We start from the raw sequence: 20,794 nt of genomic DNA, 5'->3' as shown, positions 1-20,794 counted from the left end.
CGTTCCTTCCGCGTCGTCCCCGCAGATTCAACGGAGGAAATCCGCCATGAGTTTCGGCTCGCCCAACAACCCCTATGGTCAGCCGCAGGACCCGCAGCAGGGCTACGGGCACCCGCAGCAGCCGGGCTACCCGCAGGCTCCTCAGGGCGTCCCTCCGCAGCAGGGCTACGGCTACCCGCAGCAGCCGGGCTACCCCCAGGCCCCGCAGGGCGTGCCCCCGCAGGGCTACGGCTACCCCCAGCAGCCGGGTTACCCGGGCTACCCGCAGCAGGGCGGCTACGGGATGCAGCCGCAGTACGCGAACTGGGGCCAGCGGTTCCTCAGCAAGCTGATCGACATGATCATCTACATGGTCGCCTACGTCCCCCTCGCCGTCATCGGCGCCAAGGCGGGCGCCCCGGTGCTGACGCTGGTCGGCTTCCTGCTCGGCATCGGCGTCCTCGTCTGGCAGGTGATCCAGGAGGGCAAGACCGGCCAGACCGTCGGCAAGAAGGCCCTGGGCATCCGCACGCTCAAGGAGGACACCGGCCAGCCGCTCGGCGGCGGCATGGCGTTCGTGCGTCAGCTCGCCCACATCATCGACGGCCTGCCCTGCTACCTCGGTTACCTCTGGCCCGCGTGGGACTCCAAGCGCCAGACGTTCGCCGACAAGATCTGCGGCTCGATCGTGATCCGCAACCCGTGAGCTGAGCGCCCGCAACGCCAAGCGGCCTCCGGCCCCCGCGAAGGGGGCCGGAGGCCGCTTCCCGTGGCCCCGCGGGGCTCAGTGGAAGAAGTGGCGCGTACCGGTGAAGTACATGGTCACGCCCGCCTTCTTGGCGGCCTCCACGACCTGCTCGTCACGGATCGAGCCGCCCGGCTGGACGATCGCCCGGACACCGGCGCCGATGAGGATCTCGGGCCCGTCGGGGAAGGGGAAGAAGGCGTCGGAGGCCGCGAAGGCGCCGCGGGCCCGCTCCTCGCCGGCCCGCTCGACGGCCAGCTTGCAGGAGTCGACGCGGTTGACCTGGCCCATGCCGACGCCGACCGAGGCGCCGTCCTTGGCGAGCAGGATCGCGTTGGACTTCACCGCGCGGCAGGCCTTCCAGGCGAAGGCGAGCTCGGCCAGCTCGGCCTCGCTCAGGGCCTCGCCGCTGGCGAGCGTCCAGTTGGCCGGGTCGTCGCCCTCGGCCTGCAGCCGGTCGGTCACCTGCAGCAGCACGCCGCCGTCGACCGCCTTGACCTCGACCGGGTCGGCCGGGCCGTTCGGGGCCTTCAGGACCCGGATGTTCTTCTTCTTGGCGAGGGCCTCCAGGGCCCCTTCCTCGTAGCCGGGCGCCACGATGACCTCGGTGAAGATCTCCGCGACCTGCTCGGCCATCTCCTTGCTGACCGGCCGGTTCACGGCGATGACGCCGCCGTACGCGGAGACCGGGTCGCAGGCGTGCGCCTTGCGGTGCGCCTCGGCGACGTCCGCGCCGACCGCGATGCCGCAGGGGTTGGCGTGCTTGATGATCGCGACGCAGGGCTCGTCGTGGTCGTACGCGGCACGGCGCGCGGCGTCCGTGTCCGTGTAGTTGTTGTACGACATCTCCTTGCCGTGGAGCTGCTCGGCCTGCGCCAGCCCGGCGCCGCCGGCCTCGACGTAGAGGGCGGCCGGCTGGTGCGGGTTCTCGCCGTAGCGCAGGGTGTGCGCGCGCTCCCAGGTGGCGCCGAGGAAGTCGGGGAACGACGACTCGTCGACGGGGGCGTAGGAGGACGCGAACCAGGAGGCGACGGCCACGTCGTAGGCGGCCGTGTGCTGGAAGGCCTCGGCGGCGAGCCGCTTGCGGGTGGCGAGGTCGAAGCCGCCGGCCGACGCGGCGGCGAGCACGTCGGCGTACCGCTCCGGGCTGGTCACCACGGCCACCGACGGGTGGTTCTTGGCGGCGGCGCGGACCATCGACGGGCCGCCGATGTCGATCTGCTCCACGCACTCGTCGTCCGAGGCGCCGGAGGCGACGGTCTCGCGGAACGGGTAGAGGTTGACGACGACCAGGTCGAACGGCTCCACGCCCAGCTCGGCGAGCTGCTCGCGGTGGCTGTCGAGCCGCAGGTCGGCGAGGATGCCCGCGTGCACCTTGGGGTGCAGCGTCTTGACCCTGCCGTCCAGGCACTCGGGGAAGCCGGTCAGCTCCTCGACCTTGGTGACGGGGACGCCGGCGGCGGCGATACGGCCGGCCGTGGAGCCGGTGGAGACCAGCTCGACACCGGCCTCGTGCAGGCCGCGCGCGAGGTCTTCCAGGCCGGTCTTGTCGTAGACGCTGACGAGCGCCCGGCGAATGGGCCGCTTGGTGCTCTCGGCGGTGGCGGTCACTGGATAACTACCTTTCGTCCCTCAATGCGATAGCCGTTGCGGGCGAGCCGCCCCACGACCTCGACGAGCAGCCTTCGCTCGACTTCCTTGATGCGCTCGTGCAGCGCGCTCTCGTCGTCCTCGTCCCGGACCTCGACCACGCCCTGGGCGATGATCGGCCCGGTGTCGACGCCGTCGTCGACGAAGTGGACGGTGCAGCCGGTGACCCTGGCGCCGTACGCGAGCGCGTCGCGCACGCCGTGGGCCCCGGGAAAACTGGGCAGCAGGGCCGGGTGGGTGTTGACGAACCGCCCGCCGAACCGCGCCAGGAACTCCTTGCCGACGATCTTCATGAAGCCGGCGGAGATCACGAGGTCGGGCCGGTGCGCGGTCACGGCCTCGGCGAGGGCCGCGTCCCACTCCTCCCTGGTCGCGTGGTCGCCCACGCGGCACACGAAGGTCGGCAGTCCGGCCCGCTCGGCGCGGGCGAGCCCCTCGACGCCGCCGCGGTCGGCCCCGACGGCGACGATCCGCGCGCCGTACTCCTCGGCTCCGGTGCGCTCGATCTCGTCCAGGAGCGCCTGGAGATTGGTGCCGGATCCGGAGACCAGCACGACGAGGCGCTTGACCGCTCGGCCAGCGGGGGTGGCGGCCACGGCGGGGCCCTTTCTCGGTGAGCGACATGTCCGGCCGGCGCTTTGTGCGTTCGCACCAATGCTTCGCGCCCCGGGATACGGGGAAGTCTACGAAGCGGCCGACCGCCAGCAACGATACCGGCACTCCGGAAGGCCCCCTCGGGACGGGGGCGGGGCCGGAAGGTAGCGTTCGGAGGGAATCACGAAGGAGCAGCCCCGGGAACGCGGTCGCCGTGCGGTGCGTTCACGGGGTGGAAGCTCAACGCGGACAACCGCGCTCACCTAGGGGAAGACGCTCTTTTGATGCCCGATCGCAGCCTGCGACTCCTCACGTTCCCGCCGCTCCGGGCCCAGCGAGGCGAGCGTGCCGGCGTGCTGCTCCGGGAGCGGCCGGCCTCGCCGCCCGAGGCGCCGTCGGGCGGCAGGGACGGCGAGGAGCAGGGCGGCGAGCGGCAGGACGACAACCCGTTCGCGCCGCCGCCGGAAGGCGCCCCGGACCAGCCGTGGCGGCCCCGCCACCCGGAGGGTTCCTCGGGTTCGCAGGGCGACTCCCGGTGGGGCAGCCAGTGGAGCGACCGCCAGCCCGGCCGCTCCCCCGGCGGCTTCGGCGAACGCCCCGGCAGCCGCCCCGAGGGCCCCGGACCGGGCGGCCCGACCGGCCCCGGCATGCGCTGGGACCCGACGGACCCGGCCCAGCGCCGTGCGCGCTACGCCCTGCTGTCCGGCATGTGGGCCGTCTTCTTCGCCCTGTTCAGCTGGCCGTACGTGGCGCTCCTGCTGGGCGCCCTGGCCTTGTACTGGGGCATCAGTGCCCTGCGCGCCAAGCCCCGCAACCCCGGCCCGGACGCCCCCGCCCCCGCCCCCGCGGCCGGCGCCCGCCCGCAGACCACTGCGGCGATCAGCGGCCTGGTCACGGCCGGCCTGGCCCTGCTGCTGGTGGCCATGACCTTCACGGTCCAGCTCGTCTACAGCGACTACTACACCTGCGTCAGCGACGCCCTGACCCACCAGGCCAAGCAGTCCTGCGAGCAGCACCTGCCGAAGGAGCTGCGCGGGGTCCTCGGGGTCGGGGACGGCTGAGGTCTCGTACGTCCGGGTCGGTGACCCGGGGCCCACGGAGCGAGGCGGCTCGGCGCCTGTGCCTACGACGAAGCCGACTCGCCCTTCTCTGCGCGGGAGTCGGCTGGAGCCGCTTCGCCGGTGGGGCGGGGCTCGTCCGGCGGCGGGGAAGTCGGGGTCGGCCCTTCCGAGGGTGCGGCGGTCTGCGCCGATGGCGGGACTTGGTCCTTGTCCTGGGCGGGTGCGGCTTCGGTGGGCCGGGCCCCGTCCGTCGCCGTGGGCAGGGGCTGCTGCGTGGATGACTCGGCGGCCGGCGCCGGTGAACGGCCGGGGCCGTCGTCCTGCGCGGGTGGCTCGGCGGGTGTCGGGCCTCCGGTGTCCGTCGCCGGCGCCAGGGGCGGCCACTGCCGCGGGGGCTTGGCGGCCGCGCGCAGGGCTTCCCAGCGCGACGCCCGGGAGAGGTCGTCGTTCTGCCAGGCCGGCGGGTACGGGTCGTCGGTGGGCAGGAAGTCGTAGAGCTCGTCCTCCAGCCGCCCCCCGCCCGGCGCCTTCGCCGTCCGCGCCGCCTTCCCGGTCTTCGGCTGCTTGGGCGTCGCACCCCCGGCCGGCTCCTCGGTGGTGTTCCCGGGTGCGGCCCGCCCGGCCCCCGTGTCCTTCGCCGCCCGCCCGGCCGGCCCGGTGTCCCCCGCCCGGCCCCGCCACAGCCGCCAGGCCCGTGAGATCAGCGCGACCGGCAGACCGGTCGTCATGACCCACACCGCGGCCACCGGACCGCCCTGCCACCACACCGGGCCGAAGTCGGCCAGCGCGGCCGCGCCCAGGCGGCCTCCGGACAGCGCGGCGAGGAGCGCCACGGCCGCTCCGCACAGCAGCGCCGCCACGACCAGCGCCCCCGCCGTCCGCAGCGCGGACCAGGGCGCCGCCCGCCGCTCGGCCTTCTCCCGTCCCCGCAGGCCGGCGGCCGCCCGCGCCAGGAACCAGGCCACCGTCACCCCGGCCGCCACCGGCACCAGGCCCGCGCCCCAGTTCAGCCGGGTCCCGGGGCCCGCGTCCGGCACCGCAGCGAGCAGCGGGAACGGCGGCAGGAGCGGGGCGGGGTCGGAGGCGAGGGGGTGCACCAGGTGCCCGGCGCCGAGGACGAAGCCGGGGCCGAGGGCGTAGGACGCCGACCACACCGCCGCGTTCGGGATCAGCGCGATGCCGAGCAGCAGTACCGCGAAGCGGCCGGTCCAGCCCGCCGTGAGCTGCAGGAACGACGCGCGCGCCACATCGCCGTGCAGCACCAGCGACACCCCGAGCAGCAGCGCCCCGCCGCCGACCAGCACCGCGGTCCCGGCCGCGGCGGCCCGTACCGCCGCGTCCAGCCGGGCCCACGCGTCCGCCCCGGTCAGCAGCCGTCGTACCGGCCCGGGCAACAGGGGCAGCAGGGCGCGCAGGGGCCCGCGCGGGCAGCCGTGCGCCGTCCACACCCCGACGGCCGCGGGCACGGCGGCGACCAGCGGCAGGCACACCGTCACCCAGCCCCACTGGGGCCGCAGTGCGCCGCCGGAGCAGTACAGCGCTGCGGCGGCGCCGACGCCGAGGTAGCCGAGGACCACGCCCGTCCACGCCGTGCGCGCCGGGACGGGAGGCGGGCCGTCGGGCTCGGGCGAGGCGTCCGTGGCGTCCCGCGCGGCCCGGTAGACCAGCCACACCGGGAGCGCGAGGAGCAGCAGCGGGGACACGCCCACCGGCTGGGGCGCGCCGGACAGCGTGTCGGTGCGGACCAGTTCGACGCCGTGGCCGAGCAGCCAGAGCGCGGCGGCCACGTGCAGCGCGCCGTCGGGTCCGCTGTCGGGGTACGGCGAGCTGATCCACAGCGCCAGCACGAGGACGGCGAGCGAGCCGAGCCCGAGCGCGGCGGCGACCGCGCCGCCCAGCAGGCCGGCGCCCAGTCCGGGCGATCGGTCGCGCATTCCGTGCAGCAGGGGCGGCAACGACGGTCGGCGATCGGTCATCAGGGTCACGCCCGCCATGCTCCCAACGACACGCGCTTTCCCGTCGTAACAGCAGAACCTCCGATGTGTCGCTCAATATATGTTTATGTACTTTTTCGGCTGAAGGAGTGTTCTGTGACGGAAAGCCCGGCCAGCCCGTTGCCACCACCGAAGGAACGCCGACGCCTGCGCGAGGCGGCGGCGCTGACACAGGCTCAGGCCGCCGAGCGGATCGGCGTCGGCCGCGCCACGCTCCGCGCCTGGGAGCGTGGCCGCAGCACTCCCGGCGGCCGGGAGGGCGAGGCGTACACCCGCCTGCTGGCCGCCCTCGCCGAACCCGCGGCCGGCCGGAGGGACGCCGACGGGGCGGCGGCACCGCCCGCGCTGACGCCCGATCAGGCCTTCGACGCGCTGTACGCGTTCTGCGCCCCCGCCCTGGTCCGGCAGACCTACCTGCTCACCGGGCGCCGTGAGCTGGCCCGGGAGGCGGTGGAGCACGCCTTCCAGGTCGCCTGGCAGCGCTGGCCGGAAGTGGCCCAGGACCGGGACCCGGCGGGCTGGGTGCGGGCGATGGCCTACGAGTGGGCCCTCTCCCCCTGGCACCGCTTCCGCCCCCGCCACCGCTCCCCCGAGCCCCCGCCGGCCGACCCCGCCGACCGCGCGCTGCTGAACGCCCTGCTCGAACTGCCGCCGTCGTACCGGCGCACCCTCGTGCTGTACGACGGCGTCGGCCTCGACCTGCCCGAGACTGCGGCGGAGACGGAGGCCAGCACGCCCGCCGCGGCCGGCCGGCTGACCCGCGCCCGGGAGGCGGTGGCGGCGCGGGTCCCGCACCTGGCCGACCCCGCCGAACTGCACCGGCGGCTGGTCGAGCTCGCCTCGACGGAGCGGCTGCAGCCGCCGAGACCTACGACGGTACGGACGACCGGCGAACGCCGGAACGTGTTCTGGACCCGCGCGGCCATCGCCTTCACGGTCGCGATCATCGGCTCCACGGCGCTGACCCTGCGCACCGCGCCGACCCACTACGAGCCGCCCATCGCCCCGGCCCAGGCGGTGCAGGGGGTGCCGCCGCCCGCCGCGATGGGCCCCCTGTCCCGCGAGGAGCAGGCACTGCGCGACAAGCTCCGCCGCTCGCAGACCAGCGGCCCGCAACGGCTGACGCCCCTGGCCGGGTGACGCCCTCACGCCCGCGGCACGGCGGGCGCGAACGCCGGTAGGCCCGCCCCACACGGGGACGGGCCTACCGGCACTCGGTCAGGAAGCTCAGGCGCTCAGGATCTCCCGGGCCAGCTTCGCCGTCTCGGTCGGCGTCTTGCCGACCTTGACGCCGGCGGCCTCGAGGGCCTCCTTCTTCGCCTGGGCGGTGCCGGACGAACCGGAGACGATGGCGCCGGCGTGGCCCATGGTCTTGCCCTCGGGCGCGGTGAAGCCCGCGACGTAGCCGACGACCGGCTTGGTCACGTTCTCCTTGATGAACGCGGCCGCGCGCTCCTCGGCGTCGCCGCCGATCTCGCCGATCATCACGATCAGGTCGGTCTCGGGGTCGTCCTGGAACGCGGCCAGGGCGTCGATGTGGGTGGTGCCGATGATCGGGTCGCCACCGATGCCGACGGCCGTCGAGAAGCCGATGTCACGCAGCTCGTACATCATCTGGTACGTCAGCGTGCCGGACTTCGAGACCAGGCCGATGCGGCCCGGCTTGGTGATGTCGCCCGGGATGATGCCGACGTTCGACTGGCCCGGGGTGATGATGCCGGGGCAGTTCGGGCCGATGATGCGGGTCTTGTTGCCCTTCTTGCCGGCGTACGCCCAGAAGGAGGCCGTGTCGTGCACGGCGATGCCCTCGGTGATCACGACGGCCAGCGGGATCTCGGCGTCGATGGCCTCGACGACCGCGTCCTTGGTGAACTTCTCCGGCACGAAGATGACGGAGACGTTGGCGCCGGTCTTCTCGATGGCCTCCTTGACGGTGCCGAAGACCGGTACCTCGGTGCCGTCGAAGTCCACGGACTGACCCGCCTTGCGCGGGTTCACGCCGCCCACGACGTTGGTGCCGTCACCGAGCATGAGCTTGGTGTGCTTCATGCCGGTGGAGCCGGTCATGCCCTGGACGATGACCTTGCTGTCCTTGTTGAGCCAGATAGCCATGGTGTGTTGTGTCCTCGTCCTGAGTGCTTACTTGGCGGCGTGGGCCAGCTCGGCGGCCTTGTCGGCCGCCCCGTCCATGGTGTCGACGCGCTGCACCAGCGGGTGGTTGGCGTCGGTGAGGATCTGCCGGCCCAGCTCGGCGTTGTTGCCGTCCAGACGGACGACGAGCGGCTTGCTGACGTTCTCGCCGCGGTCCTCGAGGAGCTTCAGGGCCTGCACGATGCCGTTGGCGACCTCGTCGCAGGCGGTGATGCCGCCGAAGACGTTGACGAAGACCGACTTGACGTCGGGGTCGCCGAGGATGATCTCCAGGCCGTTCGCCATCACCTGGGCGGAGGCGCCACCGCCGATGTCCAGGAAGTTGGCGGGCTTGACGTTGCCGTGCTTCTCACCGGCGTACGCGACGACGTCCAGGGTGCTCATGACGAGACCCGCGCCGTTGCCGATGATGCCGACCTCGCCCTCGAGCTTGACGTAGTTGAGGTTCTTCTCCTTGGCGGCGGCCTCGAGCGGGTTGGCCGCGGCCTTGTCGTGGAGCTCCTCGTACTCGGGGTGGCGGAACTCGGCGTTCTCGTCGAGCGACACCTTGCCGTCGAGGGCGATGACCTCGCCGGAGGCGACCTTCGCCAGCGGGTTGACCTCGACGAGGAGGGCGTCCGACTTGATGAAGGTGTCCCACAGCTTGATCAGGACGTTGACGACCTTGTCCGCGACCTCGGCCGGGAACTTGGCGGCCTCGACGATCTCGCGGGCCTTGGCCTCGTCCACGCCGTCGATGGCGTCGATCGCGATCTTGGCGACGGCCTCCGGACGGGTGGCCGCGACCTCCTCGATCTCCATGCCGCCCTCGACGGAGGCGATGGAGAGGAAGGTGCGGTTGGCACGGTCGAGGAGGAAGGAGACGTAGTACTCCTCGACGATCTCCGGAGCGGTCTCGGCGATCATGACCTTGTGGACCGTGTGGCCCTTGATGTCCATGCCGAGGATGTCCGTCGCCCGGGCGACGGCCTCGTCCGCGGAGGCGGCCAGCTTGACGCCACCGGCCTTGCCGCGACCACCGACCTTCACCTGCGCCTTGACGACGGACTTGCCGCCCAGCCGCTCGGTGATCTCGCGCGCCGCCTCAGGCGTGTCGATGACTTCACCGGCCAGCACCGGTACATCGTGCTTGGCGAAGAGGTCCCTCGCCTGGTACTCGAACAGGTCCACGCGCTTCCGTCCCTATCAGTGATCTCGCGGTTCGTTGGATGCGTGGGCGTGCCGCGAAGGGCAACGTGACGTCCGCTGTGTCACAAGGGAAGCGCACACGGTGTCCGAGCGCGCGGCATGTCCGTCTCGCAGGTTATCGCCGCTTGCCGGGGGTCCCTAAATCGAGGGTCACACCTGAGCGGTGATACCTGTCACATGATGCCGGTTTTGCTGGCACCGCGTGCCGAGGATGGAGGGATGTGCGCGGCCTCACCGGGCTGGGGTGAACCCGGTGAGGCCCCCGAACGGGCCGCTGGGGCCCTGGACGGGCGGTCCCCACCCCAATGGGAACCACCCGCCCCGTGCCGCGGAGGGCCGGCCGGACGGGCCGACGGGATTCGGCCGTCCGGGTCCGGTCCGCTCCGCGGAGTCGGTCGCGGGCTTCAGGCCCGCACGCCGTACTGGTCGGTCAGGCCGTGCGCATACCCCGGAGTGACGGTCTCAGCGGCCCGCCCGGCGCCGTCCACGGCGTGGGCGGCCAGCGGCCCGGCGGTGACCCGCGCGGTCCAGCCGAGGTCCTGGGCGAAGGGCCCCACCTGCCGCGTGACGGGCCCGGTCGCGCCGACGACGCCGTCCGCGAACGGCACCGCCTCGCCCGCCACGCCGTACGCCAGCCCGCTCGCACTGCCGCCGACGCCGTCCACGACCGGCCGCACCGTCCCGGTGACCTGGTCCACCACCGGCCGCACGGACCCGGTGACCCCGGCCGCGAACGGCGGCACCTGCCCGGTCACGCCGTGCGCGAGGGCGCCGGCCTGCCCGGTCGCCTCCTGGACTGCCGGCGGCACGGCGCCCACGACACCGGACGCGAAGGGCGCCACGGCACCGGTCACCCCGTACGCGAGCGCCCCCGCGTCCGTGACGGCCTGCCCGGCGACCGGCACGACCCCGTGCACGGCGGCCCCGGCGACCGGCGGCAGCACGGCGTCCCCGGTGTCCTGGACGACCCGGCCGGCCAGCCCCGTGGCGTACGGCGGCACGCCCTCGACGACCCCGCCGGCCACGGGCAGGACGTCGGCCAGGGCGCCGCCGGCGGTGCGGTCCACTCCGGCCACGGCGGACCCGGCGGCACCGCGCACGCCGCCCACCGCGCCCGTGGCGGTCCCGTCGACGCCGGTCACGGCGCCGCCCGTGACGCCGTTCAGGTCGGCCGTGGCGTCCGCGGCGAGTCCGCGCACGTGCGCCGCGGCGTCCGTGGCGGTGCCATCGACGCCCGCGACCGCGTACCCGGCGGTGGGCAGCACACCCGACACGGCGCCCGTCGCGGTGTGCCGGACGCCCGTCACCGCGCCCGCAGCGGTGCCGTGCACGCCCTCGACCGCGTGCCCGGCGGCGGGGAGGACACCCGCCACGGCCTGCCCGGCGACCGGCAGCACACCGTGCACGGCGGCGGAGGCCACCGGCGGGACCACGGCGGTGGCCGTCTCGTCCACGACCGGGGCGACGGTGCCCGGAACCGCCCCCACGGTGCCCGTGACCCGCCGCTGGGCGCCGGCGACCGTGCCGGTGACGTGCGCGGGCACGCCGGAGACGGTGTCCCCGGCCCTCAGGCGGGTCTCCGACGCGGTGGTCCGGAGCCCGGTCTGCGCGGCGGCCAGCGCCTCCTCCACCTCGGGGGCGAAGGAGGACAGCGGGCCGAAGAGGTAGTCGATCTCCCCCTGAGGGGCGGGGGCCGAGACGGGGGTGACCACCTCGGCCACCCTGGCGGGCCGGGCGGTGGTGCCGCCGAGGAGCCCGTCGCCCGCCTCCCGCAGGTGCTGGGCGTGCTGCGCGGTCGGCGCGTGCGCCTCGGCCCGGTCCTGTGCGGCGCGGGCGGCCTGCGCGCCCCTGACGGCCTGGTCGCCCCTGATCCGCTTGGCGGCCGGGGTCGTGGTTCCTGCGCGACGGCGGGCCTCGCCGGCGGCGGTGTCCGTGACGGCCCCGGCCGGCTTGCGCGCCTCGGACGCCGTGCCCGCGACGGTGTCGGCGGCCGTGTCCGTCAGCCGGGAGACGGTGCCGGTGACACCGGTGGCGCCGGTGACATCGGTGACGTCGGTGAGGACGCCGTCGACGGTGCCGGTGAGCGCGCCGGTCAGGGTGCCGGTGCTGGTGTCGGTGTCCGGCACGGAGACCGAGGGGGAGGACAGCTCGTCGGCGCTGGCCGCGGCCGAGCCCAGTGCCCAGGCGCCGGTGACACCGGCGGCGATCACTATGGAACGGCGGATGTTCTTGTTCATTGCGTGCGTCAGTCCTTCGGAAACGGCTGGGGGTTTCCGTCCGGGGATCGCCGAGAGATCGGGAGAACACGCCCGGACGGCGGGCAGACCTGCTGCGCCCCGCGCGACAGGTCGGAGGTCGGCCCTTGTGCCTAGCCGGGGAAGAGAGGGATGTCCCGGTGCCGTTCCCGGGTCCCTGGCGCGTCGACGCGCGCGGTGGCGCCGGGCAGCAGCCGCAGGGGCGCCCGGCCGTCGAGGGCGATCGCGTGCGCGTCGCCGTGCCGATAGGCGGTGCCTTCGGCCGCCTGCTTGCCGAGGGCGCCGTCCGGGTCCCCGGGCGGCGTGGGCCGCTGGGCCGGAGCGCCGGCCGGGGCGTGGGCGTGGCGCGCGCGGGTGCGGGCCGGGGCCGTCGGGGCCTGCGCGGTGGCGGACACGGCGTCCGGACCGTAGGCGGCCGCCGACGGGCGTGCGGGGGCCGCGGTGCGGTGCCCGGTGCGCTCGGCGCTTCCGGCGCTTTCGGTGCCGGGCCCGCCGGCCTGTCCGTCGGCCGGTGCCACGCCGCCGTGCCGGTCCGGCCCGGGCACCGGGATGACCGGCACGGGCGGTCGGTGCACGGGCAGCTCGGCTACTCCGGGGAGCTCCGGCACGGGCAGGGCGGATCTCCCGGGCAGTGTCGTGGACCGCGCCTCGTCGAGGGTGCCGGCCGTCTCGCGCACGACGGTGCGCACCGGCGTGACGACGCGATCGGCGACCGCCTCCACCGAGGTGACGGCCTGTCCGACGACGGTGCCGCCGGTGACCCCGCGCACGACGCTGACGACCCGTCCGGTGACGGCTCCCGCGTCGGCTGACGGCGCGGTGCGGGACCTCGCGGCAGTGACCGGCGCGGTGGCGGACGCCGCCCCGGCGGCCGGCGCGGTGAGGGACTGGACGGCCGGTGCGGTGTGGGACTTCGTGGCGGTGGCCGGCGCGGTGCGGGGCCTCGCCGTGACGGTCCCGGCCCCGGCGGTCTGCGCGGCCTCGTGCCAGATTCGCGGCAGTACCGAACTCACCGGGGTGGTGGGCGTGCCCTCGGCCGCGTGGGCCTGCTCCCCGCAGAGGAAGCCGAGTGCCAGCAATCCGCCGAGCAGCAGCGCCAGTTGGAGCGCACGCCGCCCGGCCGCGGCGCGCAGCGCGCGCACAGCGGTCCCGAACGGAGCTGCTGTCAGGGTCAAGAGGCGAGCTTCCTCGGGTCGGCGTGGAGAAGGCGGCGTAGATCCTCGCACGCACCGCCCGAGTTAGCGCAAGCCCCCTGTTACCAATGAGTAGCCATGTCCCTTTTTCCCTGCCGGGTCAGGCGGTTTCCGGTATCGGCAGCGGCCGTTTCTCGATCGCCGCCGCCATCACCTCCGGGAACAGGTCGGGCGTGCAGGCGAACGCCGGCGCGCCGAGCGCCGCGAGCGCCGCCGCGTGATCCCGGTCGTACGCCGGCGCGCCTTCGTCCGACAGCGCGAGCAGGGTGACGAAGTGGACCCCGGACGCCTTCATCGCGGCGACCCGCTTGAGCATCTCGTCGCGTATGCCGCCCTCGTACAGGTCGCTGATCAGCACGACCACCGTCTCGGCGGGCCGGGTGATCCGCTCCTGGCAGTAGGCGAGCGCCCGGTTGATGTCCGTGCCGCCGCCGAGCTGGGTGCCGAAGAGCACGTCGACCGGGTCGTCCAGCTGGTCGGTGAGGTCCACGACCGCCGTGTCGAAGACGACGAGCCGGGTGTCGATCGACCGCATCGAGGCCAGCACCGCGCCGAAGACGGACGCGTAGACCACGGACGCGGCCATCGAGCCCGACTGGTCGATGCAGAGGACGACGTCCTTCTTCACCGACTGCGCGGCCCGCCCGTACCCGATGAGCCGTTCCGGCACGATCGTGCGGTACTCGGGCAGGTAGTGCTTGAGGTTGGCCGCGATGGTGCGGTTCCAGTCGATGTCGTGGTGGCGCGGCCGGCTGACGCGCGCGCTGCGGTCGAGGGCGCCGGTGAGGGTGGCCCGGGTCCGGGAGGCGAGCCGCTTCTCCAGGTCCTCGACCACCTTGCGCACCACCGCCCGCGCCGTCTCCTTCGTCGTCTCCGGCATGGCCTTGTTGAGCGAGAGCAGCGTGCCGACCAGATGCACGTCGGCCTCGACCGCCTCCAGCATCTCCGGCTCCAGCAGCATGGACGCGAGCCCCAGCCGGTCGATGGCGTCGCGCTGCATGACCTGGACGACGGAGGACGGGAAGTAGGTGCGGATGTCGCCCAGCCAGCGCGCCACGGACGGCGCCGACGCGCCCAGTCCCGCCGAACGGTCCCGCCCTCCCTGCGGTCTGTCGCCCTTGCCGTACAGCGCGGCGAGCGTCCCGTCCATCGCCGCGTCCCGGCCGGAGAGCGCGTACCCGGTGCCGTCGGCCTGGTCGCCGCCGAGCACCAGCCGCCAGCGCCGCAGCCGCTCCCGCGCCGGGTCGGATTCGGTCAGCAGGGGTTCGCCGGTCATGCGCCCACTCCCGTCAGGCAGTCGTCGTCGCTTCTCGTCGTGCCGCCGGCCGCATCCGGGCCGAGCAGCAGCCGCAGCACCGGCAGCACGGCGTCGGCGCGCACGGTGTCCGGCTCGGCGGCGAAGCCGGGCACGGCGGCCGTCCGGGCCGTGCGGGCGGCGTCCGCTCCCGGCCCGCGGCGCACCAGTTCGCCGAGAGTTCTGCGCACACCGGCCTCGTACGCCGAGAAAGTGCGCCGCAGCAGCGGCAGCACGTCGGTGAACGCGTCCGCCGGGACCCCGGTCAGCCATGCGTCGACCAGGCCGAGCAGTCGTTCGTCGTGGACCAGCAGCATGCCGCCCCCGCCCCCGGCGAAGCCCTCGATCCAGGCCGCCGCCTCGGCGGGCGGAGTGCCCGGGGAGAGCACCAGGCCCATCAACCGGGCCGCCTCCCCGGGCTCCAGCTCGCCGTCGTCCAGCAGCAGCCGCACGGCCCGTCCGCGCACCACTCCGGGCACGGTGTCCCGCGTGGCCAGGGTCCGCAGCACGGCGCGCCAGCGGCCGCGCAGCTCCCCGTGACCGGCGGCAGGGGTGCCGGCCAGGGTCTCCGCGAGCAGGCCCACAGCCGTGTGCACGGCGTCCACATGGCCGCGCATCTCCTGGGCCGCGTCCGCGTCCAGGGCGGCGCAGGCAGGCGGCAGGCCGACGAAGACCCGCTCGGCGAGGCCCGCGGCGACGCCGGCCAGGGCTCCGGTGGCGGTGCCGCGCACGTCGCCGTAGCGCAGGGAGCGGACCAGGGCCGGCAGGGCCTGGGCGAGGTGACCGACGTCCGTGTCGAGGGCCGCCCGGTCGGCGAGCGCCCGCATCACCACGGGCAGCGCGTCCGGCAGCCCGGCCAGCAGGCAGTGCTCGGCGAGGGCGGTGACGTCGGCGAGGGCCCGCGCGGCGAGCGCGTCGGCCTCGGCCTTCGCCGTGGCCGCGGCGAGCACGGTCGTCCCCCACACCCCCGCCTCGGCGACCCGGACCGACAGCTCCGGCTCCCAGCGCAGCCGCCAGGTCTCCCGGAAGGTGCCCGTGCTCCCCCGGGACTCGGCCGGCTCGCCCCAGCCGACGCCGAGCAGCCGCAGCCGGTGCAGCAGCCGGCCGCGGCCGGCGTCGGTTTCCTTGCGCAGGTCGAGCTCCAGCTCCCGCTCCAAGGCCTCCGGCTTCAGCCGCAGCCTGCGCTGCTCGCGGACGAGGTCGCGCTGCAGCGGCACCGCGGGCGCCGTCTCCGGCACCTCGCCCAGCAGGTCGCCGACCACCAGCCGGTCGTGCACCAGCGCCAGCGGTACGTCGGAGCCGTCGCACATCACCGCGCGGACGGCGTCGGTGGTCTCGCTCAGGCCGGGCAGCGGGCGGCCGCGCATCGCCGCGAGGGTGCCGGCGAGCCGCACCGCCTCGATGACGTGCGCGGAGGACACCATCCGGTCCTCCTCGCGCAGCAGCCCCGCCACCTTGGTCAGCCAGCGCTCGACCGGGCGGTCCGGCGCCCGGAACAGGTGCCCGTACCAGCCCGGCGAGTCGATCCCGGCGCCGTAGCCGCTCGACCTGGCCAGCCGGCGGTGCGTCCACGGCACCCAGGTCAGGTCGGTCCTGACCTTGGGCAGCCCCTTGAGCAGGGCCCGGTCGGCGGTGACGGTGGTCCGCTCCCGCAGGGCGGGCACGTGCCACGCGCCGCACACGACGGCCACCGCTGGGCCGAACTCCTTGCGCGCGGCGCGCACCTGGAGCCGCATGTGGGCCTCCCGCACCAGGTCGCGCTGCCGGCCCCCGACGCCGTACCGCTCCCGCAGCGCGGTCATGGCCTCCTCCAGCGCGGCGAACGGCGCGAACGGGTCCCGGGGCCCGGCGCCCCGGTGCTCGACGACGTCCTCCCACCAGCGCTCGGGATCATCGTGACCGGCGGTCCCGGCGAGCACCGCGAGCGGGTCGACGCGCAGGTCGGGCTCCGAGCTCTCACCGTCCCCGGCGCCGGCCGGGTCCTCCGCCCCGGTGTCCCAGGCCAGCGTGTGCGCGGCCGGCAGGTCGATGAAGCGGGCCGGGACGTCGTGCTCCAGGGCCCAGCGGATCGCCACCCACTCGGGGCTGAACTCGGCCATCGGCCAGAACGCCGAGCGGCCGGGCTGGTCCACGGCGTGGGCGAGCAGGGCGACCGGGGGCCGCAGGTCCGGGTCGGCGGCCAGCGGGATCAGCGGGTCGGCGTCGGGCGGACCTTCGACGAGTACCGCGTCGGGCCGGGCGGCGTCGAGGGCGGCCCGCACCGCGCGCGCCGAGCCGGGCCCGTGGTGCCGTACGCCCAGCAGCAGCGGTCCTGATCCGTACACGCCGTGCCGGGCCGAGGCGTCGCTCACGCGCTCACCTCCCGGCAGGCCCGGTAGAAGTCCTTCCAGCCGTCGCGCTCACGCACGACCGTCTCCAGGTACTCCTGCCAGATCACCCGGTCGGCCGCCGGGTCGCGGACGACGGCGCCCAGGATGCCGGCGGCGACGTCGCCCGCGCGCAGCACACCGTCGCCGAAGTGGGCCGCCAGGGCCAGCCCGTTGGTCACGACGGAGATCGCCTCGGCCGTGGAGAGCGTTCCGCTCGGCGACTTCAGCTTCGTGCGGCCGTCGGCGGTCAGACCGTCGCGCAGCTCACGGAAGACGGTCACCACCCGGCGGATCTCGTCGATGCCGTCGGGCGCGGCGGGCAGGTCGAGGGAGCGGCCGATCTGCTCGACGCGCCGGGTGACGATGTCCACCTCGGCGTCGGCGCTCTCCGGCAGCGGCAGCACCACGGTGTTGAAGCGGCGGCGCAGGGCGCTGGAGAGGTCGTTGACGCCTCGGTCGCGGTCGTTGGCGGTGGCGATGAGGTTGAAGCCGCGGACCGCCTGCACCTCCTGGCCCAGCTCCGGGATCGGCAGCGTCTTCTCGGACAGGATCGTGATCAGGGTGTCCTGGACGTCGGCCGGGATACGGGTCAGCTCCTCCACCCGGGCGGTCCTGCCCTCGGCCATGGCCCGCATGACGGGGCTGGGCACGAGGGCGTCGCGGCTGGGGCCGTTGGCGAGGAGCTGCGCGTAGTTCCAGCCGTAGCGGATGGCCTCCTCGGGCGTGCCCGCCGTGCCCTGCACCAGCAGGGTCGAGTCGCCGCTGACGGCCGCCGCCAGATGCTCCGACACCCAGGTCTTGGCCGTGCCGGGCACGCCCAGCAGGAGCAGGGCGCGGTCGGTGGCGAGGGTGGTGACGGCGACCTCGACGATGCGGCGCGGGCCCACGTACTTCGGCGTGATGACGGTGCCGTCCGGCAGGGTGCCGCCGAGCAGGTAGGTCGCGACCGCCCACGGCGACATCTTCCAGCGGGCCGGACGCGGACGGTCGTCCTGGGCGGCGAGCGCGGCGAGTTCGGCGGCGAAGGCGTGCTCGGCGTGCGGTCGCAACGCCTGCGCGTCCTGCTCCCCGCTCACGTCGACGGACATCGGTTCCACGGACACAGACATGGCTGAGGCCCCCTCCAGCTCGGCCGGTTCGGATCTGCCACCAACCGTGCACCACACCACTGACAATCGCTCTCACCTGCACGAACGTGCTCGCGGGGCCGATTGTCAGTGGCGGGACCTACCGTCGTTTCCATGACTGAGCAGGGGGTGCGCTGGACCGCGGACCAGGTGCTGGCTCTGGCGCCTGACGCCGCCTCACGCAAGGCGGGAAGCAGACTGGGCACGGCCGGGCCGTGGTCCGGTGCGGGGAGCGGAGAGGGGACGGTGTGGGGGCTGTGCAAGGGCAGCGGCAGCAAGCCGTACCAGACGGTGGTGGACCTCGCGGACGCCGCCGGTCCCGCGTACAGGTGCAGTTGTCCGAGCCGTAAGTTCCCGTGCAAGCACGCCCTCGGCCTGCTCCTGCTGTGGGCGGAGGGGGACGGCTCGGTGCCGGGGGCGGCCGAGCCGCCGGACTGGGCCGGGCAGTGGCTCTCGGGCCGGCGCGAGCGGGCGCGGGACAAGCGCGCCCCGGGCGAGGGCGGTCCCTCGTCCGGGTCCGCCGATCCGGAGGCGGCGCGGCGGCGGGCGGAGCGCCGCGCCGAGCGGGTCACGGCGGGCGCGACGGAGCTGGAGCAGCGCCTCGCGGACCTGCTGCGCGGCGGTCTGGCCGCGGCCGAGCAGGCGGGGTACGGCCTGTGGGAGGAGACGGCGGCCCGCATGGTCGACGCGCAGGCGCCCGGACTCGCGGCGCGGGTGAGGGAGCTGGGGGCGATACCGGCCTCCGGTCCGGGCTGGCCGGCGCGGCTGCTGGAGGAGAGCGCCCTGCTGCATCTCCTCGACCAGGGCTGGCTGCGCCACGACCGGCTGCCGGACGACCTCGCGGCCACGGTCCGCTCCCGGCTCGGTCTGCCCGCCGTGCCGGACGGCCCGCCGCTGCGCGACCGCTGGCTGGTCCTGGCGCAGTACGACACGGCCGACGCGAAACTGACGACGCGCCGGATATGGCTGCACGGCGCGGACTCGGGCCTGACCCGGCTGCTCCTCTCCTACGGCGCGGCCGGCCGGGCACCGGAGCTGTCGCTGCCGGTCGGCCTCGCGCTGGACGCGGACCTGTCCGTGTTCCCCGGCGCCGGTCAGGTACGGGCGGCCCTGGGCGAGCAGTACGCCCCGCCCGCACCCGCCTCACTGCGCCCGCCCGGCGGGACCACCACCGAGGCCGCGGCGCGCTACGGCGAGGCCCTGCGCGCGGACCCCTGGCTGGACTCGGTCCCGGTCACGCTGGACCGGGTCGTACCCGCCCGGGACGCGGACGCGGGAGACGCCTGGCAACTGGCCGACGCGGAGGCGGACTCGGCGCTGCCGCTCACCGAGGCGTTCCGGGCCCGCCCGGGTCTGTGGCGTCTGGTCGCCCTGTCCGGCGGCGCCCCCGTGCGGGTCTTCGGCGAGTGCGGCCACCGCGGCTTCACCCCGCTGACGGCGTGGCCCGAGGGTCCGGGCGACCCGGTGACGCTGTGCTGACCGGGCCCGGACCACGCCGGCGGAAGAACGGGGCAGCGCCCTCAGTGACGGAAGGGGAAGGGGACGTCATGGACGCGACGCCGGCCACGCGGAACGGCGAGGCCTCCTGGGAGGAACTGGTCACGACCGCCCTGCTCGGCACCGACCGGCGGCAGCCGCCGGCAGTCGCGGCCGGGCGGGAGGCCCCCGTGGCTCTGCTGGACGCCGCTGCCGTGGCGACCGTGCGGCGGCGCGCGGGCCTGCGGCCCGGACGGGCCGCGCGGCGGCCGGAGCCCGCCCCCGAGGACCCGCGTCCGGCACTGCCCGCGGCCGCGGCCCGCAGGCTCGCCACCCTGCTGGCGGACCGCTCCGGCGGTGCGGGCGGCGGGCGGCGGGGCAGCTCGCCGGACCTCATGGAACTGCTCCCGCAGTGGCTGGCGGCGGCGGGCGCCCACGGCTACGCGGCCCCCGCCCAGGCGCTGCCCGCACTGCTGGACGCCGCCCGGGGCCGCACCGACCTGCGGCCGGCGGCGCTGGCGTTCGCCGGGCCGCGGGCGCTGTGGCTGGCGCGGCTCAACCCGGACTGGCGGTTCGCCCTGCGCGCGGCGCCGGGTGGCGGTACGGCGCTGCCCGACGCCGGGGACGGCGAGGCGGTGCGGCGGCTGTGGCAGGAGGGGCTGTTCGCCGAACGGGTCGCCCTGCTGGGCGCACTGCGGGCCGCAACGCCCGCCCTCGCGCGGGAACTGCTGGAGGAGACCTGGCCGACGGAGCGCGCGGAGGACCGTCTGATGTTCCTCGACTCGCTGCGCGCGGGCCTGTCGATCGACGACGAGCCCTTCCTCGAACAGGCGTTGGGCGACCGCAGCCGCAACGTCCGGGCGACGGCGGCGGAACTGCTGTCGTCGCTGCCCGGCTCGGCACTCGCCCGTCGTATGGCGGGGCGGGCCGCGGCCTGTGTGGCCGTCGACCGCACGGCGGCCTCCCCCACGCTCGTCGTGGAGGCGCCGCACGAGTGCGATCCGGTCATGGAACGGGACGGCGTGGCGGCCAAACCTCCCACCGGAAGAGGGGAACGGTCCTGGTGGCTGTCCCAACTGGTGGAGGCGGCGCCGCTGGACACCTGGCCGGGGCGGCTCGGCGGGCGCACCCCGGAGCAGATCGTGGCGCTGCCGGTGGCCGACGGCTGGCAGGGCGAGCTGCACGCCGCGTGGTGCCGGGCGGCGGTGCGGCAGCGCGACGCCGAGTGGTCGAGGGTGCTGCTCGGCTCGCCGTCGGCTCCCGAGGCCGGCGGGCCCGGGGCGGTGTCCCTGGCGGAGCGGGCGAAGCTGCTGGCCGCGCTCGACGCCGGTAAGCGGGCCGAGTGGGTGGCGGGCTTCATCGCGACGCACGGGCTGTCCGAGGCGTTCCAGCTGCTCGGGGTGTGCGCGGTCCCCTGGACCGCCACGCTGGGCAGGGCCGTGGTGGACGCCCTGGACATCGCGCGGGACGCGGGCAGCTATCCCTGGAGCTTCAGCGGGGTGATGGGACTGGCCGAGCGGTGCCTCGATCCGGCGGAGGTCACCCGTCTGGACGGCCTGCTGGCGATACCCGACGAGCGGGAGGACGCCTCACCGGGCGCCGGGGGGTACTGGGCGGAGGCGTTCCAGCGGCTCGTCACCACCCTGCGGCTGCGGGCGGCGATGGCCGCGGAACTGGCTCCGGACGGCACGCCCGGGCCCGCCGGGGTCTGATCCGGG

15 protein-coding genes are annotated in these 20,794 nt (G+C 75.1%); 5 read left to right on the top strand and 10 right to left on the bottom strand.

The features are described 5' to 3' along the window. The first annotated feature begins 46 nt into the window (after nucleotides 1–46). Nucleotides 47–685 (top strand): RDD family protein, encoded by a 639-nt coding sequence (locus tag ACFYU0_RS22635; protein WP_351670272.1) that lies wholly within the window; start codon nucleotides 47–49, stop codon nucleotides 683–685. Nucleotides 686–763: 78 nt separating this feature from the next. On the opposite strand, the gene purH is transcribed toward ACFYU0_RS22635, so the two are convergent. Continuing rightward, entirely contained in the window at nucleotides 764–2,335 is a 1,572-nt protein-coding gene (gene purH / locus ACFYU0_RS22630; RefSeq protein ID WP_351670275.1) for a bifunctional phosphoribosylaminoimidazolecarboxamide formyltransferase/IMP cyclohydrolase, read from the bottom strand. After that, nucleotides 2,332–2,970 carry a phosphoribosylglycinamide formyltransferase gene (gene purN, locus ACFYU0_RS22625; RefSeq protein ID WP_351670278.1) on the bottom strand — a complete coding sequence of 213 codons (639 nt, stop codon included), beginning with the start codon at nucleotides 2,968–2,970 and terminating at the stop codon, nucleotides 2,332–2,334. Before purN ends, purH begins: the two co-directional genes overlap by 4 nt. 282 nt (nucleotides 2,971–3,252) lie before the next feature. Here purN and ACFYU0_RS22620 point away from each other — a divergent pair, with 282 nt between their 5' ends. After that, nucleotides 3,253–4,029, top strand: coding sequence for a hypothetical protein (locus ACFYU0_RS22620; protein ID WP_389303768.1), 777 nt, complete (start codon nucleotides 3,253–3,255; stop codon nucleotides 4,027–4,029). A 62-nt stretch (nucleotides 4,030–4,091) separates the two neighbouring features. On the opposite strand, the gene ACFYU0_RS22615 is transcribed toward ACFYU0_RS22620, so the two are convergent. After that, the gene (locus ACFYU0_RS22615) at nucleotides 4,092–6,023 is read right to left on the bottom strand and encodes a DUF6350 family protein (protein WP_389303766.1); all 1,932 of its coding nucleotides are present in this window, start codon (nucleotides 6,021–6,023) and stop codon (nucleotides 4,092–4,094) included. Nucleotides 6,024–6,119: 96 nt separating this feature from the next. Here ACFYU0_RS22615 and ACFYU0_RS22610 point away from each other — a divergent pair, with 96 nt between their 5' ends. Then, a complete protein-coding gene (locus ACFYU0_RS22610; RefSeq protein ID WP_351670287.1) occupies nucleotides 6,120–7,163 on the top strand; it encodes a helix-turn-helix domain-containing protein in 1,044 nt (347 codons plus the stop codon). Between the two features lie 87 nt (nucleotides 7,164–7,250). On the opposite strand, the gene sucD is transcribed toward ACFYU0_RS22610, so the two are convergent. The 7 genes from sucD to ACFYU0_RS22575 all read right to left on the bottom strand — a co-directional run bounded on the left by sucD (nucleotide 7,251) and on the right by ACFYU0_RS22575 (nucleotide 17,582). After that, entirely contained in the window at nucleotides 7,251–8,135 is an 885-nt protein-coding gene (gene sucD / locus ACFYU0_RS22605) for a succinate--CoA ligase subunit alpha (RefSeq protein WP_351670289.1), read from the bottom strand. A gap of 27 nt (nucleotides 8,136–8,162) precedes the next feature. After that, nucleotides 8,163–9,344 carry an ADP-forming succinate--CoA ligase subunit beta gene (sucC, locus tag ACFYU0_RS22600; protein ID WP_351670291.1) on the bottom strand — a complete coding sequence of 394 codons (1,182 nt, stop codon included), beginning with the start codon at nucleotides 9,342–9,344 and terminating at the stop codon, nucleotides 8,163–8,165. Nucleotides 9,345–9,766: 422 nt separating this feature from the next. Beyond that, the gene (locus tag ACFYU0_RS22595; RefSeq protein WP_389303763.1) at nucleotides 9,767–11,599 is read right to left on the bottom strand and encodes a hypothetical protein; all 1,833 of its coding nucleotides are present in this window, start codon (nucleotides 11,597–11,599) and stop codon (nucleotides 9,767–9,769) included. Between the two features lie 131 nt (nucleotides 11,600–11,730). Continuing rightward, nucleotides 11,731–12,792, bottom strand: a complete 1,062-nt coding sequence (locus ACFYU0_RS22590; protein WP_389303761.1) for a hypothetical protein — start codon at nucleotides 12,790–12,792, stop codon at nucleotides 11,731–11,733. Between the two features lie 118 nt (nucleotides 12,793–12,910). Continuing rightward, on the bottom strand, nucleotides 12,911–14,086 hold the full coding sequence (locus ACFYU0_RS22585) for a VWA domain-containing protein (protein WP_389303760.1): 1,176 nt from the start codon (nucleotides 14,084–14,086) through the stop codon (nucleotides 12,911–12,913). After that, nucleotides 14,083–16,455 (bottom strand): DUF5682 family protein, encoded by a 2,373-nt coding sequence (locus ACFYU0_RS22580; RefSeq protein ID WP_389303758.1) that lies wholly within the window; start codon nucleotides 16,453–16,455, stop codon nucleotides 14,083–14,085. The genes ACFYU0_RS22585 and ACFYU0_RS22580 overlap by 4 nt, the downstream gene beginning before the upstream one ends. Further along, nucleotides 16,452–17,582, bottom strand: coding sequence for an AAA family ATPase (locus ACFYU0_RS22575; protein ID WP_389303756.1), 1,131 nt, complete (start codon nucleotides 17,580–17,582; stop codon nucleotides 16,452–16,454). The genes ACFYU0_RS22580 and ACFYU0_RS22575 overlap by 4 nt, the downstream gene beginning before the upstream one ends. A 132-nt stretch (nucleotides 17,583–17,714) precedes the next feature. On the opposite strand from ACFYU0_RS22575, the gene ACFYU0_RS22570 reads away from it, so the two are divergent. Next, nucleotides 17,715–19,079, top strand: coding sequence for an SWIM zinc finger domain-containing protein (locus ACFYU0_RS22570; protein WP_389303754.1), 1,365 nt, complete (start codon nucleotides 17,715–17,717; stop codon nucleotides 19,077–19,079). Between the two features lie 68 nt (nucleotides 19,080–19,147). Then, on the top strand, nucleotides 19,148–20,788 hold the full coding sequence (locus tag ACFYU0_RS22565) for a DUF5691 domain-containing protein (RefSeq protein ID WP_389303752.1): 1,641 nt from the start codon (nucleotides 19,148–19,150) through the stop codon (nucleotides 20,786–20,788). The last annotated feature ends 6 nt before the right edge of the window (nucleotides 20,789–20,794 follow it).

Source organism: Streptomyces sp. NPDC003720, from assembly GCF_042875075.1.
In the GTDB taxonomy this organism is placed as follows: domain Bacteria; phylum Actinomycetota; class Actinomycetes; order Streptomycetales; family Streptomycetaceae; genus Streptomyces.
The sequence above is the reverse complement of the archived record's forward strand: the minus strand, read 5'-3'. Positions and strand labels throughout refer to the sequence as shown.

Coding starts and splice junctions, on each gene's coding strand:
- ACFYU0_RS22620 (WP_389303768.1), top strand. CDS start 3,253: ATGCCCGATCGCAGCCTGCGACTCCTCACGTTCCCGCCGCTCCGGGCC.
- sucD (WP_351670289.1), bottom strand. CDS start 8,135: ATGGCTATCTGGCTCAACAAGGACAGCAAGGTCATCGTCCAGGGCATG.
- ACFYU0_RS22565 (WP_389303752.1), top strand. CDS start 19,148: ATGGACGCGACGCCGGCCACGCGGAACGGCGAGGCCTCCTGGGAGGAA.
- ACFYU0_RS22595 (WP_389303763.1), bottom strand. CDS start 11,599: ATGAACAAGAACATCCGCCGTTCCATAGTGATCGCCGCCGGTGTCACC.
- ACFYU0_RS22575 (WP_389303756.1), bottom strand. CDS start 17,582: ATGTCTGTGTCCGTGGAACCGATGTCCGTCGACGTGAGCGGGGAGCAG.
- ACFYU0_RS22570 (WP_389303754.1), top strand. CDS start 17,715: ATGACTGAGCAGGGGGTGCGCTGGACCGCGGACCAGGTGCTGGCTCTG.
- ACFYU0_RS22635 (WP_351670272.1), top strand. CDS start 47: ATGAGTTTCGGCTCGCCCAACAACCCCTATGGTCAGCCGCAGGACCCG.
- ACFYU0_RS22615 (WP_389303766.1), bottom strand. CDS start 6,023: ATGGCGGGCGTGACCCTGATGACCGATCGCCGACCGTCGTTGCCGCCC.
- ACFYU0_RS22585 (WP_389303760.1), bottom strand. CDS start 14,086: ATGACCGGCGAACCCCTGCTGACCGAATCCGACCCGGCGCGGGAGCGG.